Below are 15,370 nucleotides of genomic sequence, written 5' to 3'. Positions count from 1 at the left end.
GGCAGGCCTTGTAGGAGGCTAGAAATATAGGAGAAGTTGGATGAAAAGATTAGCAGTGTGGGCAGTAGGACTTGTCGCAGGTGTGATACTGGTTGCTTGTGGTTCTACCTCGCAACAACAGCTCGCAACAACAGGTTCTTTACTGGAACAAATCAAGGAAAAAGGTGTATTGAAAGTTGGGACCGAGGGAGCCTATGCTCCTTATAGTTACCATGATGAGAGCGGAAAATTAGTGGGCTACGATGTTGAAGTCGCTGAAAGAGTCGCTGAAAAGCTAGGTGTGCAGGCAGACTTTATCGAAACAGAGTGGGATTCGATGATTGCAGGACTGGATGCAGGACGGTTTGATACCATTGCAAATCAAGTCGGTGTGACAGATGAGCGCCAGGAAAAATATGACTTTACAACTCCGTATACCTATATCTATGGTGCCTTGATTACGCTCAAAGATGATACGACAGTAAAGGACTTTAGCGACATCAAAGGGAAAAAGTCAGCCAATAGCTTGACCAGTAATTGGGCTGAAGTTGCTAAAAGTAATGGTGCTGAAATTGTTGGTGTAGACGGTTTCCAACAAGCGATTGAACTACTGATTTCTAAGCGTGTGGATGTGACACTCAATGACAATGTCGTGTACCTAGATTACATCAAGCAACATCCAGAAGCTCCGGTCAAGGTTGCAGCTCTGTCAGAAGATGTGCAAAAGACAGCTCTACCAGTTGCCAAAGGGCAGGATGATTTGGTTCAGGCGATCAATCAAGCCTTGAAGGAGTTGGCAGATGAAGGTGTCCTGACAGAATTATCCAAGAAATATTTCGGTGACGATGTTTCACAAGTGAAAAAATAGAGGGCATTATGACAGATAGATTATGGCAGATTCTTCTTGATTCATTTAGCCAGATACTGATACCAGGATTGTTAGTGACGATTCCGCTAACAATCCTCTCTTTCGTGTTCGGTTTATTGATAGCAGTATTCACAGCCTTAGTGCAGATTGCCCGGATTCCTGTGCTGAAACAGCTTGCTAGATTTTATATCTGGCTTATTCGAGGAACGCCCCTTTTGGTGCAACTCTACGTGATTTTCTACGGTTTACCGAGCCTGGGGCTGGTCTTGGATGCTTTTCCGTCGGCTGTTTTCGTTTTCTCTATCAATACAGGAGCCTATGCAGCTGAAACGATTCGGGCATCGATTGAATCAGTTCCTAAAGGGCAGTTGGAGGCGGGCTATTGTGTTGGGATGACCTTCTCGCAGACGATGAGACGTATTGTACTGCCTCAGGCTTTTCGAGTAGCCTTTCCTCCCTTGTCTAATTCTTTGATTAGCCTGGTGAAAGATACCTCGCTTGCAGCTAATATCACCGTTTTAGAGATGTTTATGGCAACCCAGCAGATTGCGGCAAGGACCTATGAACCGTTTGCCCTGTATTGTGAAGTTGGCTTGATCTACCTACTATTTTCAACGGTCTTGACTAAGTTGCAATCCTACGGTGAAATGAAATGGAAGGTCTATTAAGGGAGGGACAAGATGATAGAAGTACAGAAGATAAACATGTCTTTTGGTGCGAATCAGGTCTTGCGAGATGTGGATTTGCAGGTAAAACAAGGGACAGTAACAGTCATTCTAGGTCCATCGGGGTCAGGAAAGACGACCTTGCTACGCTGCATGAATTTTTTAGAGCGGGCAGATAGTGGTCAGTTTCTATTTGGTGAAAGGAGCTATGATTTGGCCAACATTCGCCAGAAAGAAATAGCTGAGATTCGCAAACGTACAGGATTTGTCTTTCAAAACTACAACCTCTTTGCCAATAAAACGGCTCTGGAGAATGTGACGGAGGGCTTGATTGTGGCGCAGGGATATAGCAAGACCGAAGCGGATATGATAGGGAAGAAAGCCCTTGATAAAGTGGGGTTGAAAGAGAAATACCATGCCTACCCGAGTGCCTTGTCAGGTGGGCAGCAACAGCGGGTGGGGATTGCACGTGCCATTGCTAGCAACCCTGCGGTCATCTATTTTGATGAGCCGACCTCTGCCCTTGATCCAGAGCTAATCAGCGGTGTCTTACAGGTTATGGTGGAGTTGGCAAAAGAAGGGATGACCATGGTGGTTGTGACCCATGAGATGACCTTTGCTCGTGAGGTAGCCGATAGAGTAATATTCATGGAGAATGGTCAGATTGTCGAGCAAGGAAGCCCTGAGGAAATGTTTGTTTCTCCCAAGAAAGAACGAACCAAGCAGTTCTTATCTCGGATTCCCCATTAGTAGATACTCTTTAAAAATTAAAAGGATACTTCGTCAAGAGTCTCGGTGAATTGAACTCGGACTACAACTCGCTGACAAAAAGATAAATACTCCTAGCTTCAAAGGTATAGTATACCTTTGAAGGCGGGAAATAGAAGTTTGCCTTAGCAAACGTCCTTTACTTCTTCGTCGCATTTTCTATTTTGTCTAGGAGTTGTTTTACCTCCTCGTATCTTGACGAGTGAAAAGCTCCAGTGGAGGTTTTCAGCCTGTTCCCTTGAAATAGGATGGAACTATTGAGAAAAGTCACGACTTTTCTTATTTCCAACTTGAAATAGTTATCAACTATTTCAACTACCTTCGCCTTCGTTTCCTAGTCTACTTTTGATTTTTATTGACTATCCGATTGTTATTCGTGTTGATGAAGAATTAAAAGAGGAAGCGACCAAACTATATAAAAGCATGGGTCTTGATATGACAACGGCTATTAAGCTGTTTCTTACGCAATCTATTCCTTTCACATTGAAAGCGTATGATAGTACATGTTATGATAATAATGGACGCTACATATCAGATGAGGAGCTTGAATCTGCTAAACTATGGCTGAAACAGTATGTAAAAGAAGGAGCAACTGCTCGAAAATTAGATGTAAATAGCAGAGAAGATATGGTTTTTATTTTATTCCACCATCTATCAGTAATTTACGAATTGTTTCGGAAGCTAAAAAAGCACTTAATCATAACAAGTGCTTTTTTGACTACTAATCAATAGAACTAGGAATGCCATTGGGATCAAGTAGTTTTTGTTTAATCTCCAATGTAAGAGGGGTAATAGTTGCACGATTACAAATGTTTTGTCCTCGACATTCATCTGTACCAGCTGTCAAGATGCCAATAATTTCTCCGTTGAGATAGACTGCAGATCCAGAATTTTCCTTAGCTGCTCCTAAATCAGCTATCAAAGTTCCGTCATCTGCAACTGAAAGTATTTTGCCTCTAGCTTTTGTGAAATCAGTTTTTGTATGACTTGAGTAACCGACTGTATCGACTGTTTTTCCGACTAATTTAGTTAAGTTTTGATAAATTTTTAACTTTGCAGGTCTGGTACGAGTATTGATAGAAATCGGTTCTGTAATTTCTGTGATACTAATGTCGTTTTTCAGGTCTTCGAAACCTGTGTAACCAGGCATAATTTTAAAAGGATTGCTGTTTCCTTGACTGTAGACTTTAAAATACTCACTGGCATCTGGGGCAAGTGATATTGCAGTTATATTACTATTATAGTACCCGCTTCTGTCAGTGATACTATGAGCAGATGATAAGAATTTACCATTCCCGATATAGGTGCCTGTTGATCTCATGGTTTGACCATCTGATTTTGTCACGTACCAAGAATAGGTAAGATTGTAAGGGAAGTTTTTTTGTTCCCTAGGAGTCACAGGTTGTCTTGTGCCTGCAAAAACTAGACTTGGTGCGAGTAAACACACGGTTAGGAAAAGAGATAGAAAAAATTTCCTCTTCATATTTATAATTCATTCCTTTCGTTTCACTCAAGGCACAACACCTAATGAAAAGGTGCTATGCTCTTTGTTTTAGTTTATAATTAAAGTGAGAAAACCTATCACAACTACAAATCACGGGGAGGAGAGTAAGTGAGTGGTATAGCCACTACCTCGCATATTTATAGGTGTGGTTCATCCCATCAAGCACAACTAACTGTGACTGTGAGCACGTAAACTTATAATTGAATAAGCGACTCGTTTGTGAAAGGGAGGAACAGTCAAGGGATAGGCTCTTCTCAAATTTTTGTGAAGGGAGACCCCTCATGTTAAAAATTGTTTACCCAAATTGTTGTGGCATCGATGTGCATAAAACTTTTATCGTAGCGGTTATTGCTATCACCGACAATCACGGAATCACTAGCTACCACCGTAAACGGTTCTCTACCTTTACGAACGGACTTCTTCAGCTACGAGATTGGTTAGAATACTATTCCTGCTTTGATGTCTGTATGGAATCAACTGGTAAATACTGGATTCCTGTTTTCAATATCCTCGAAGGACACACCAATATCTGTTTGGCTCATCCTAAGTATGTCAAAGCTATTCGAGGTAAGAAAACCGACAAAAAAGATGCACAATGGATTGCCGACCTCTTCAAGCATGACCTCGTTGCTTCTTCCTTTATCCCACCTCTCAAAATTAGACAACTCCGTGACCTCTTCCGCTACCGCATGAAGCTCACACAGCTTCAAGTCAGCGAGAAAAATCGTTACCAGAACTGCCTCACTTGGTCTAACCTCCAGATTGCAAGTGTCGTTTCCGATGTCTTCGGAAAAAGCGCTCAAGCTATTATCAAGAGCATCCTTGACAATCCAGACGAGAAACCAAACATTGAACAGTTGGTTCACAAGAGAATGACGGATAAAGTTCAGGACTTAGAAATCGCTACACAAGGCGACTTAACCCCTGAACAAGCTGAGAAAATCAGAGTTATCAAAGCCCACTACGATGCTCTCGCTATCTGTAAAGAGGACTTAGAACAGATGATTCGTGAACTTGGTCGTGAATACCAAGAACAAGTCAAGCTCATTCAAACTGTACCTGGTTTCAAGGATGAACTCTCTGCTCTCAGAATCATTTCTGAAATTGGAGCAGATATGTCTGCTTTTGAATCTACTGGGAAACTCTGTTCTTGGGCGGGACTAGTCCCTGCCAACAATGAGAGCGCTGGCAAGAAATACTCTACTCGCATTTCCAAAGGTGGCAGATACCTCAAACCATTTCTTGTACAAATCGCTAACGCTGTTGTCAAGTCAGATAAACATCTCGAGTTTCGGAACAAATATCTCAAGCTAAAGAAACGTCGTGGACACCGAAAAGCGATTATCGCCATCTGCCGTAAACTTCTAGTAGCTATCTACCAAGTGCTTCTTAAGAAAGAAAACTATAACCCAATCTTGCAAGGCTTAACCGAAATTAGAAACCCTGACAAGACAATGTCTGTTCAAGATGCTATTCGATTTGCACAACAACACGGATTCAATATTAGTTAAGTTTTTAAAAATTAAGGTTTAAGACCTCTTTTTAGTGTGCCCAAAATTGGGGTAAATAATAAATCAATTAACTTTTATTCTTTTTTCAAACTTTGCTCCTTTATATTTGATATCTCTATCATATTACTATTTCTATAAAAAATAAAGCGTTTTCTGTGTTTTGAAAAATAAAAGGGTCTGAGATAAAAGTCCCATAATCAGAAAAAATCAGAGATTCACGTTTTGATGTGAGTCGTTGATTTTAATTTTGTGTTATAGTAACTATGCATGAGCTAGCCTTTCTAATATGATTTCGACAACTATATTTTATCAATACTATCTCATTGGTGCAAAAAGCAAGGGCATCCATTCTCTTTCTTTTTGCTGTAGTCAAGGAGACTTTTGCCCCAGACTCCTCCATCTAGTCAGATGAGAAAATTGAATACGTTTAGAGTGTTTTATTGTTGTCTATTACAGTGTATGTTGTTTTTGAGCTAGCCTAATACTCTTTAAAAATCAAAAGGATACGTCGTCAAGAGTCTCGGTGAATTGAACACGGGCTAAAAGCTCGGAAAAAAGATAGGCAGATGTTTCAGCTTTAGCTGATTACAGCTGAGAATCCCTTTAGGGATAGATTTCCTCGTGTTCAACAAACACGTCGTCAATCTCCTATTTTTCAGTCGCTTTTTACACGCCCTTTGTATCTTGTAATTGAACTCGGACTACAACTCGCTGACAAAAAGATAAATACTCCTAGCTTCAAAGGTATAGTATACCTTTGAAGGCGGGAAATAGAAGTTTGCCTTAGCAAACGTCCTTTACTTCTTCGTCGCATTTTCTATTTTGTCTAGGAGTTGTTTTACCTCCTCGTATCTTGACGAGTGAAAAGCTCCAGTGGAGGTTTTCAGCCTGTTCCCTTGAAATAGGGGGGAACTATTGAGAAAAGTCACGACTTTTCTTATTTCCAACTTGAAATAGTTATCAACTATTTCAACTACCTTCGCCTTCGTTTCCTAGTCTACTTTTGATTTTTATTGAGTATAAAAACCACTTATTGAAGAATTTTGATTGATATTAGTGTTTAAAAAAACTATAATACGGATATGGAAATAAGAAGCGACTATAGTCAGGAAGAAAAAGAATATTTTATGCGGGAGGCCTTAAAAGAGGCAGGACGTTCTTTGGAAAAAGATGAAATTCCGATAGGGTGTGTCATTGTCAAAGACGGTAAGATTATCGGACGAGGACATAATGCGCGTGAAGAGTCCAATCAAGCGATCCTGCATGCGGAAATCATGGCCATTCAAGAGGCTAATCAGCAGGAGGCTAACTGGCGTTTGTTGGATACGACCCTGTTTGTGACCATTGAACCCTGCGTCATGTGTAGCGGAGCTATCGGTCTAGCGCGTATCCCACGGGTTATCTATGGCGCTCCTAATCGGAAGTTTGGCGCAGCGGGTAGTCTTTACAATATCCTTCAAGACGAACGCCTCAATCATCGTGTCGGGCTTGAATCGGGGATTTTAGAAAGTGAATGTGCGACCATCCTGCAGACCTTTTTTCGCCAAGGGCGCAAGAAAAAGAACGCCCAAAAGCAGGAGGAGCAGCCAGATATGGAGTCACTAAAATAGTAATGCTTGCACAATCTGAGATTTATGGTATAATGATAGGTGGAGCAACATCTGTGCGTGAAGCGGGTCAGGGGAGGAATCCAGCAGCCCTAAGCGATGTCGGGTGTGTGCTCTTTTTTGATACAACCATCTGGTCACTGTCATTGGGTATAAGAAATAGTTTCCAAACCTTGATACTCTTTAAAAATCAAAAGAATACGTTGTCAAGAGTTTCGGGGAGTGAATATCACGATTGGAGCTTTTCACTCGTCGTATTTCCTATTTTCACTTTGAGTTTTTCACGGGATTTGTATCTTATAACTGAGTTCGGACTAAGGCCTGTGTGAAAAAGATAATTCTTCCTAGAGTCTCTAGACTCTGCGTCAGAATTCCTATTTTCACTTAGACCTTTTAACGTCCTCACATCTTGTGGAATTGAGTTCAGCCTAAAACCTCGGAAAAAAGATAGGCTTTCTTGTGTTCATCGAACACTGTGGCAGCCTCCTAATTTTCAGTCGGTTTTTACACGCCCTTTGTATCTTGTAATTGAACTCGAGCTACAACTCACTGAAAAAAAGACCAATCTCATTGGTTGCAAGACAAGCCGCTTCGATTGTCTATTTTTTCTAGGAGTTGCTTCAACAGTCTAGGGATAGACTGTTGAAGGTTGGAAATAGAACGAGTGAAACTCGTGTCTAACGCTCTCGTATCTTCTCTTATTTCAACTACCTTCGGCTTCAATTATAAGGAAATGAGCGGTGCTAATCTCCTGTCCAACCTTTCACAATTCTCAATTATGAAAGCTAGTCTACTGTTGATTTTTATTGAGTATGACACCTCGACGATGGTTTCATAATAAGAGATAGTCTAGATCGCAGAACCATAGTTAGTGAGTATTAGCCATTTGTGGCGAGCCAATGAGAGATATGAAAGATAAAATCTGCAGTTTTTCAAAAATTGTAAGAAAATATGCCGGTCGTTTTATGAAAATAAATGAAAACGTAGAATTTCCTTGAAAAAAAATCAATAAAGCGTTATCATTAGCTATATAGAAAAAATGGAGGATTTACAATGGCACATATCCAATTTGATTATTCAAAAGTTTTAGGACAATTCGTTGCTCCAACGGAATTGGACTTTTTACAAAGCCAAGTGACAGCGCTGGATACGGACTTGCGTAACGGTACTGGAGCTGGAGCTGAAATGCTTGGTTGGTTAGATTTACCAGAAAACTATGACAAAGAAGAGTTTGCTCGTATTCAAGATGCGGCAGCAAAAATTCAATCAGATAGCGATGTATTGGTGGTCATCGGTATCGGAGGCTCTTACCTTGGTGCAAAAGCAGCGATTGATTTCTTGAATACTTCTTTTGCAAACCTACAAAGTAAAGAGGAGCGCAAGGCGCCACAAATTTTATATGCTGGAAACTCCATTTCATCTAGCTATTTGGCTGATTTGGTTGACTATGTAGCAGATAAAGATTTCTCCGTGAACGTGATTTCAAAATCAGGTACTACTACTGAACCTGCGATTGCCTTTCGTGTCTTTAAAGAGTTGCTCGTAAAAAAATACGGTCAAGACGAAGCCAACAAGCGCATTTATGCTACAACAGATCGTGAACGTGGAGCGGTTAAGGTAGAGGCTGATGCAAATGGTTGGGAGACATTCGTTGTTCCAGATAATGTCGGTGGACGGTTCTCTGTTTTGACAGCTGTAGGCTTGTTGCCGATTGCAGCATCAGGAGCAGATATTACAGCCCTTATGGAGGGGGCAAATGCAGCTCGTAAGGATTATGCTTCTGATAAGATTGCAGAAAATGAGGCCTACCAATATGCTGTTGTTCGGAACATTCTTTACAGAAAAGGCTATGTGACAGAAATCTTGGCCAATTATGAGCCATCCTTGCAGTACTTTAGCGAATGGTGGAAACAATTAGCTGGTGAATCAGAAGGTAAGGACCAAAAAGGAATTTACCCAACGTCAGCGAACTTCTCAACCGACCTACATTCACTTGGTCAATTTATCCAAGAAGGCTACCGTAACCTCTTTGAAACGGTTATTCGCATCGACAAACCGAGAAAAAATATCTTGATTCCAGAAATGGCAGAAGATTTAGATGGTCTCGGTTATCTTCAAGGAAAAGATGTTGACTTCGTGAACAAAAAAGCAACGGATGGTGTGCTTCTTGCGCATACAGATGGAGGTGTGCCAAATATGTTCGTCACTCTTCCACAACAAGATGAGTTTACGCTTGGCTACACCATCTACTTCTTTGAACTAGCGATTGCCCTTTCAGGTTACCTCAATGGTGTAAACCCATTTGACCAACCAGGGGTAGAAGCCTATAAGAAAAATATGTTTGCCTTGCTAGGTAAACCAGGATTTGAAGAACTAGGAGCAGAGTTGAACGCTCGTCTTTAATCCTTATATAAGAAACAGGAACCAGCTGAAAAGGCTGGTTTTTTGTCTACAGCCTTCAATCGTCTATCCTTAGACTATTGAAGGAATCTTTATACTCTTTAAACATCAAAAGGATACTTGGTCAAGAGTCTCAGTGAGTAAATACCACGACTGGAGCTTTTCACTCGTCAAAACTTCTATTGTTTACTTTGAGTTTTATACGCCTTTTGTATCTTGTAATTGAACCCGAGCTAAGAAATTGGAAAGCAAGGATAAATACTCTGCTTGTGAATGTAGGGTCTGAAAGCAAGCCAAAAGACGATAAAAATGAATGGGAGTCGACTTGAGAGGTCTTGACCTCTTTTTTTGCCTTTTCATACAGTCCAAACGTGAACACATTCCTGTGCTTTATTTGGTCTTTTTGTATGCGTTTACAAATAATATAATGAAGACAGGAAAAACAAAAATAAAGAAAAGGAGAAATAGAATGGAGATTTTGAATAACATTCTGAATTGGTTCTCGCAAAATATTTTGCAGAATCCAGCCTTCTTCGTCGGACTTTTAGTCCTTGTGGGATATGCCCTCTTGAAAAAGCCAGGTCATGATATCTTTGCAGGCTTTGTCAAAGCTACAGTAGGGTATATGATTTTGAACGTGGCAGCTGGTGGCTTGGTAACAACTTTCCGACCAATCCTCGCAGCGCTCAACTTTAAGTTCAATATCGGTGCAGCAGTAATTGACCCTTACTTTGGTCTGACAGCTGCCAACACTAAGATTCAGGAAATGTTTCCTGACTTTGTTGGGGCAGCAACAACAGCGCTCTTGATTGGTTTTGGAATCAATATTTTGCTGGTTGCTCTTCGTAAAATTACCAAAGTTCGGACTCTATTTATCACAGGTCATATCATGGTCCAACAAGCAGCGACTATCTCGTTGATGGTCCTCTTCCTCATTCCTCAACTGAGAAATGGATTTGGGGTTACAGCGATTGGGATTATCTGTGGTCTTTATTGGGCAGTCAGCTCGAATATGACTGTGGAAGCGACTCAACGCTTGACAGGGGGCGGAGGTTTTGCCATCGGTCACCAACAACAATTTGCTATTTGGTTTGTTGATAAAGTTGCTGGAAAATTGGGTAAGAAAGAAGAGAACTTGGACAACTTAAAATTGCCGAAATTCTTGTCCATTTTCCACGATACCGTAGTGGCCTCTGCGACTTTGATGTTGGTATTCTTCGGTGCCATTCTCTTAGTCTTAGGCCCAGAAGTAATGGCGAATAAAGAAGTCATCACCTCAGGAACACCTTTCAATCCAGAAAAACAAGATTTCTACATGTATATTATCCAGACCGCCTTTACCTTCTCTGTTTATCTCTTTATCTTGATGCAAGGGGTACGGATGTTCGTAACGGAGTTGACCAATGCCTTCCAAGGAATCTCAAGCAAACTCCTTCCAGGTTCTTTCCCAGCGGTAGACGTTGCGGCAGCCTACGGTTTTGGCTCTCCAAATGCAGTGCTTTCTGGTTTTGCCTTTGGCTTGATTGGACAGCTGATTACCATCGTGTTATTGATTGTGTTCAAAAATCCAATCCTTATCATCACCGGTTTCGTACCAGTATTCTTTGACAATGCAGCGATTGCGGTCTATGCGGATAAACGTGGTGGCTGGAAAGCAGCGGTTATCCTATCCTTTATCTCAGGTGTGCTTCAGGTAGCACTTGGTGCAGCCTGCGTTGCCTTACTTGATCTAGCTGCTTACGGCGGCTACCATGGAAATATTGACTTTGAATTACCATGGTTAGGATTTGGTTATCTCTTCAAAGCGCTTGGTGTGATTGGATATGTTTTGGTTTGCTTGTTCTTCCTTGCAATCCCACAAATTCAATTTGCTAGAGCCAAGGATAAAGAAGCGTATTACCGTGGGGAAGCCCAAGAATAAGTCGGTTTATTCGATAGTCTAGTTCTCTTACTTTGCTGAGCAATCTGCGTTTTGTTACTCGGTGTTTCAAGCACACAGAACGCGAGCAAGTAATCAATGGATAGTTTTAAAAAATTAACATCATTTATCAGGAGGAAAAGAAAATGGTTAAAGTATTAACAGCATGTGGAAATGGTATGGGATCATCTATGGTGATTAAGATGAAGGTAGAAAATGCCCTTCGTAATCTTGGTCAAAGTGATTTCACGGTTAATTCTTGTAGTGTTGGTGAGGCAAAAGGTCTTGCGGCAGGCTATGACATTGTGATCGCTTCGATTCATCTAATTGATGAATTGCAAGGGCGTACCAATGGGAAATTAGTCGGACTTGACAACCTTATGGACGACAATGAAATTAAGACAAAGTTGCAAGAGGTCCTATAAACTTCTTTGAGTGTAGGATAGAAACGGTTTAGAGCTTGGGACGAACATTTCCAAGCTCTTTGATAGAAAAGCAAAGGAGAAACTACATGAATTTGAAACAAGCCTTTACAGAAAATAAGTCGATTCGTCTTGGATTGACAGCAGAGACTTGGGAAGAAGCAGTGCGCTTGGCGGTTAACCCCTTAATTGAAAGCGGGGCAGTCACAGAGGAATACTACCACGCCATCATTGAATCAACCAATGAACATGGCCCTTACTATATCTTGATGCCAGGTATGGCGATGCCCCATGCCCGTCCAGAAGCAGGTGTGGTACGTGACTCCTTTGCCTTGATTACTTTGACAAAACCAGTCGTTTTTCCAGACGGTAAGGAGGTCAGTGTTCTCTTGACTCTTGCTGCAACCAGTTCAGCTATCCACACATCTGTTGCTATTCCGCAAATCATCGCCCTCTTTGAATTGGAAAATTCTATCGAACGTTTGGTGAAGTGCCAATCAGAAGAAGAAGTTCTTGCCATGGTAGAAGAGTCGAAAAATAGCCCCTATCTTGAGGGATTAGACCTAGAATCCTAATGGAAGTATTGGGGCTATAGAAGTAGTCAGTGAAGTGAAATAATCCAGTGGATTGAAACAGTTCAGTGAACTGTTTCAACTGGTCACCTAGAAACACGAAAGTGACCATAGAAGTTGGTGAACTGTTTCAACTGGTCACCTAAAAACATGAAAGTGACCACAGAAATTCAGTGAACTGTTTCAACTGGTCACCCAAAAACATGAAAGTGAGCACAGAAGTTGGTGAACTGTTTCAACGGTCACCTAGAAACACGAAAGTGAGCCCAGTTTCAAAGGTATGGTATACCTTTGAAGGCGAGAAAGAGGAGTTTGCTTTGGTAACCTCTCAGCTACCCTCTGCGTCAGAATTCCTATTTTCACTTAGACCTTTTAACGTCCTCACATCGTAATTGAACTCGGACTACAACTCACTGTCAAAAAGACCAATCTCATTGGTTGCAAGTCAACCTACTTCGATTGTCTATTTTGCCTAGGAGTTGCTTACGTCCTCGTATCTTATGTAACTGAACACGCCCTAAACTCTGTGCGAAAAGATAGGCAGCTGTTTCGGCTTTAGCCGATTACAGCTGAGAATCCCTTTGGGATAAATACTCCTAGAAACTCCAGTTTCTTCGTCGCATTTCCTATTTTCGCTTTGAGTTTTTCACGGGCTTTGTATCTTGATGTAACTGAACACGGGCTACGAGCTGTGCAAAAAAGATAGTTTTTTCTAGCTTCAAAGGTATGGTATACCTTTGAAGACGGGAAATAGAAGTTTGCCTTAGCAAACTCTCAGCAACCCTCTGCGTCAAAACTCCTATTTTTGCTTTGCTCGCTTTACGCCCTTTGTATCTTAATTAGAAAAGAGAATTTATATGACAAAACGTATTCCAAATTTACAGGTTGCCCTTGACCATTCAGATCTACAAGGTGCGATTAAGGCGGCGGTATCTGTCGGTCATGAGGTTGATGTGATTGAGGCAGGAACGGTTTGCTTGCTCCAAGTAGGAAGTGAATTGGTTGAAGTGCTTCGTAGCCTCTTCCCTCATAAAATCATCGTCGCAGATACTAAGTGTGCAGACGCTGGTGGTACGGTTGCTAAAAATAATGCCGTGCGTGGTGCAGACTGGATGACCTGTATCTGTTCAGCGACAATTCCAACCATGAAAGCAGCCTTAAAAGCCATCCAAGAAGTTCGGGGAGACAAGGGAGAAATTCAGGTAGAACTCTATGGAGACTGGACATTTGAACATGCTCAAATGTGGTTAGATGCGGGGATTTCTCAAGCTATTTATCACCAATCTCGTGACGCTCTTCTTGCAGGGGAAACTTGGGGTGAAAAAGACTTGAACAAGGTGAAAAAATTGATTGACATGGGCTTCCGTGTATCTGTCACAGGAGGGCTTGATATTGATACCTTGAAACTCTTTGAAGGAGTAGATGTCTTTACCTTTATCGCTGGCCGTGGCATTACAGAAGCAGAGGATCCAGCAGCAGCAGCGCGTGCCTTTAAGGATGAAATTCGCTGTATATGGGGGTAGGCCATGGCTAGACCAATTGGAATTTATGAAAAAGCAACTCCTAAGCAGTTTACTTGGTTAGAACGGTTGGAGTTTGCCAAAGAACTTGGTTTTGACTTTGTAGAGATGTCAGTAGACGAAAGTGACGCCCGTCTAGCTCGGCTTGATTGGACAAAGGAAGAACGTCTGGAAATTGTCAAAGCGATTTACCAAACAGGAATCCGTATTCCAACCATCTGTTTTTCTGGTCATCGCCGTTATCCGCTTGGTTCAAATGACCCTGTTCTTGAAGCCAAGTCGCTCGAAACCATGCAGAAATGTATTGAGCTAGCGCAGGATTTGGGTGTGCGGGTTATTCAGCTGGCAGGTTACGATGTCTATTATGAGGAAAAATCACCAGCAACTCGCGAGCGCTTCTTGACCAATTTGCGCAAGGCCTGTGATTGGGCAGAACAGGCTCAGGTGATGCTGGCTATTGAAATTATGGATGATCCATTCATCAATAGTATTGAAAAATACTTAGCAGTTGCGCAAGAAATCAACTCGCCCTATCTCTTTGTCTACCCAGACACGGGGAATCTCTCTGCCTGGCACAATGATTTGTATAGCGAGTTTGCCATCGGTCATCAAGCAATTGCAGCCCTTCACTTAAAGGATACCTATGCTGTAACAGAAACATCCAAAGGGCAATTCCGCGATGTGCCGTTTGGAAAAGGTTGTGTTGATTGGGAAAATACCTTTGCCATTTTAAAGAAAACCAATTATCAGGGACCATTTTTAATCGAGATGTGGTCTGAAAATTGTGAGACTGTAGAGGAGACGCGAGCAGCCATTAAAGAAGCCCAAGATTTCCTTTACCCATTGATTGAGAAAGCGGGGTTAAACTAAATGCCAAAATCACTAGAAGAAATGCGTCAGCGAGTCTATGAGGCCAATGTAGCCCTGCCAGAACATGGCTTAGTCAAGTTTACTTGGGGCAATGTCTCGGAGGTCTGCCGTGAATTGGGGCGGATTGTCATTAAGCCATCTGGTGTAGATTATGATAGGCTCAGCCCAGAGAATATGGTGGTGACAGACTTGGACGGCAATGTTGTTGAAGGGGAGCTTAACCCATCTTCTGACCTTGCGACTCATGTGGCGCTTTACAAGGCTTGGCCAGAAATTGGTGCAGTTGTCCACACCCATTCGACCGAAGCGGTTGGTTGGGCCCAGGCTGGGCGTGATATTCCGTTTTATGGAACGACCCATGCAGATTATTTTTACGGTCCGATTCCGTGTGCTCGTTCACTCACAGCTGAGGAGGTTGATACAGCTTATGAGAAGGAAACGGGAAGTGTCATCATTGAAACCTTTGCAGAGCGGGGGATTGACCCTGTCGCCGTTCCAGGAATCGTCGTACGCAATCACGGTCCATTCACTTGGGGGAAAGATCCTGCGCAAGCAGTGTACCATTCTGTCGTACTGGAAGAAGTTGCGAAAATGAATCGCTTCACTGAGCAAATCAATCCTCGAGTAGAGCCAGCTCCTAAGTATATCATGGACAAGCATTATCTCCGCAAACATGGCCCAAATGCCTACTATGGGCAAAAAGGCGATGAGCATTAAGAGTCGGTTGAATATACAAGAGAGGGAATGGAAATAACTGGAAATTCCC

Annotated in this window: 14 protein-coding genes and 1 other RNA gene; 14 read left to right on the top strand and 1 reads right to left on the bottom strand. The window is 42.0% G+C overall.

Annotated elements, in window-relative coordinates; genetic code table 11:
* The first annotated feature begins 40 nt into the window (after positions 1-40).
* From BVE84_RS01055 to BVE84_RS11285, 4 genes are all read left to right on the top strand, one after another.
* Positions 41-847 (top strand): amino acid ABC transporter substrate-binding protein, encoded by an 807-nt coding sequence (locus tag BVE84_RS01055; protein WP_076995227.1) that lies wholly within the window; start codon positions 41-43, stop codon positions 845-847.
* An 8-nt stretch (positions 848-855) separates the two neighbouring features.
* Positions 856-1,515, top strand: coding sequence for an amino acid ABC transporter permease (locus BVE84_RS01050; protein WP_076995226.1), 660 nt, complete (start codon positions 856-858; stop codon positions 1,513-1,515).
* Between the two features lie 12 nt (positions 1,516-1,527).
* Positions 1,528-2,262, top strand: a complete 735-nt coding sequence (locus BVE84_RS01045; RefSeq protein ID WP_076995225.1) for an amino acid ABC transporter ATP-binding protein — start codon at positions 1,528-1,530, stop codon at positions 2,260-2,262.
* 384 nt (positions 2,263-2,646) lie between these two features.
* Positions 2,647-3,012: a type II toxin-antitoxin system RelB/DinJ family antitoxin gene (locus BVE84_RS11285; RefSeq protein ID WP_083708202.1), complete on the top strand. Its 366-nt coding sequence runs from the start codon at positions 2,647-2,649 to the stop codon at positions 3,010-3,012.
* On the opposite strand, the gene BVE84_RS01035 is transcribed toward BVE84_RS11285, so the two are convergent.
* Positions 3,002-3,763: a trypsin-like serine protease gene (locus BVE84_RS01035; RefSeq protein WP_076995223.1), complete on the bottom strand. Its 762-nt coding sequence runs from the start codon at positions 3,761-3,763 to the stop codon at positions 3,002-3,004. The genes BVE84_RS11285 and BVE84_RS01035 overlap by 11 nt on opposite strands.
* Positions 3,764-4,065: 302 nt before the next feature.
* On the opposite strand from BVE84_RS01035, the gene BVE84_RS01030 reads away from it, so the two are divergent.
* The 10 genes from BVE84_RS01030 (at position 4,066) to BVE84_RS00985 (ending at position 15,321) form a co-directional block, all read left to right on the top strand.
* Positions 4,066-5,295, top strand: a complete 1,230-nt coding sequence (locus BVE84_RS01030) for an IS110 family RNA-guided transposase (RefSeq protein WP_076995222.1) — start codon at positions 4,066-4,068, stop codon at positions 5,293-5,295.
* 1,082 nt (positions 5,296-6,377) lie between these two features.
* Positions 6,378-6,905, top strand: a complete 528-nt coding sequence (tadA, locus tag BVE84_RS01025; RefSeq protein WP_076995221.1) for a tRNA adenosine(34) deaminase TadA — start codon at positions 6,378-6,380, stop codon at positions 6,903-6,905.
* A 30-nt stretch (positions 6,906-6,935) separates the two neighbouring features.
* Positions 6,936-7,034, top strand: an RNA gene (gene ffs / locus BVE84_RS01020) — signal recognition particle sRNA small type.
* A 921-nt stretch (positions 7,035-7,955) separates the two neighbouring features.
* On the top strand, positions 7,956-9,305 hold the full coding sequence (locus tag BVE84_RS01015) for a glucose-6-phosphate isomerase (protein WP_076995220.1): 1,350 nt from the start codon (positions 7,956-7,958) through the stop codon (positions 9,303-9,305).
* Positions 9,306-9,771: 466 nt separating this feature from the next.
* Entirely contained in the window at positions 9,772-11,223 is a 1,452-nt protein-coding gene (locus BVE84_RS01010) for a PTS ascorbate transporter subunit IIC (protein ID WP_076995219.1), read from the top strand.
* 143 nt (positions 11,224-11,366) lie between these two features.
* On the top strand, positions 11,367-11,645 hold the full coding sequence (locus tag BVE84_RS01005) for a PTS sugar transporter subunit IIB (RefSeq protein ID WP_076995218.1): 279 nt from the start codon (positions 11,367-11,369) through the stop codon (positions 11,643-11,645).
* An 86-nt stretch (positions 11,646-11,731) separates the two neighbouring features.
* Positions 11,732-12,217, top strand: a complete 486-nt coding sequence (locus tag BVE84_RS01000; protein ID WP_076995217.1) for a PTS sugar transporter subunit IIA — start codon at positions 11,732-11,734, stop codon at positions 12,215-12,217.
* A gap of 854 nt (positions 12,218-13,071) precedes the next feature.
* Positions 13,072-13,737 (top strand): 3-keto-L-gulonate-6-phosphate decarboxylase UlaD, encoded by a 666-nt coding sequence (locus tag BVE84_RS00995; RefSeq protein WP_076995216.1) that lies wholly within the window; start codon positions 13,072-13,074, stop codon positions 13,735-13,737.
* 3 nt (positions 13,738-13,740) lie between these two features.
* Positions 13,741-14,604, top strand: coding sequence for an L-ribulose-5-phosphate 3-epimerase (locus BVE84_RS00990; RefSeq protein ID WP_076995215.1), 864 nt, complete (start codon positions 13,741-13,743; stop codon positions 14,602-14,604).
* A complete protein-coding gene (locus BVE84_RS00985) occupies positions 14,605-15,321 on the top strand; it encodes an L-ribulose-5-phosphate 4-epimerase (RefSeq protein WP_076995214.1) in 717 nt (238 codons plus the stop codon). It begins immediately after the preceding gene.
* The last annotated feature ends 49 nt before the right edge of the window (positions 15,322-15,370 follow it).

The organism is Streptococcus azizii (assembly GCF_001984715.1).
Lineage (GTDB): Bacteria > Bacillota > Bacilli > Lactobacillales > Streptococcaceae > Streptococcus > Streptococcus azizii.
Note: the sequence above shows the minus strand (reverse complement) of the source record. Positions and strands in the feature narration are given on the sequence as shown.

What these genes read in the sequence shown, in the direction of transcription:
- BVE84_RS01055 (WP_076995227.1), top strand. Translation starts at nt 41, where the DNA reads ATGAAAAGATTAGCAGTGTGGGCAGTAGGACTTGTCGCAGGTGTGATA.
- BVE84_RS00985 (WP_076995214.1), top strand. Translation starts at nt 14,605, where the DNA reads ATGCCAAAATCACTAGAAGAAATGCGTCAGCGAGTCTATGAGGCCAAT.
- BVE84_RS01030 (WP_076995222.1), top strand. Translation starts at nt 4,066, where the DNA reads ATGTTAAAAATTGTTTACCCAAATTGTTGTGGCATCGATGTGCATAAA.
- BVE84_RS01015 (WP_076995220.1), top strand. Translation starts at nt 7,956, where the DNA reads ATGGCACATATCCAATTTGATTATTCAAAAGTTTTAGGACAATTCGTT.
- BVE84_RS01050 (WP_076995226.1), top strand. Translation starts at nt 856, where the DNA reads ATGACAGATAGATTATGGCAGATTCTTCTTGATTCATTTAGCCAGATA.
- BVE84_RS01005 (WP_076995218.1), top strand. Translation starts at nt 11,367, where the DNA reads ATGGTTAAAGTATTAACAGCATGTGGAAATGGTATGGGATCATCTATG.
- BVE84_RS01035 (WP_076995223.1), bottom strand. Translation starts at nt 3,763, where the DNA reads ATGAAGAGGAAATTTTTTCTATCTCTTTTCCTAACCGTGTGTTTACTC.
- BVE84_RS00995 (WP_076995216.1), top strand. Translation starts at nt 13,072, where the DNA reads ATGACAAAACGTATTCCAAATTTACAGGTTGCCCTTGACCATTCAGAT.
- BVE84_RS00990 (WP_076995215.1), top strand. Translation starts at nt 13,741, where the DNA reads ATGGCTAGACCAATTGGAATTTATGAAAAAGCAACTCCTAAGCAGTTT.
- BVE84_RS01045 (WP_076995225.1), top strand. Translation starts at nt 1,528, where the DNA reads ATGATAGAAGTACAGAAGATAAACATGTCTTTTGGTGCGAATCAGGTC.
- tadA (WP_076995221.1), top strand. Translation starts at nt 6,378, where the DNA reads ATGGAAATAAGAAGCGACTATAGTCAGGAAGAAAAAGAATATTTTATG.
- BVE84_RS01010 (WP_076995219.1), top strand. Translation starts at nt 9,772, where the DNA reads ATGGAGATTTTGAATAACATTCTGAATTGGTTCTCGCAAAATATTTTG.
- BVE84_RS01000 (WP_076995217.1), top strand. Translation starts at nt 11,732, where the DNA reads ATGAATTTGAAACAAGCCTTTACAGAAAATAAGTCGATTCGTCTTGGA.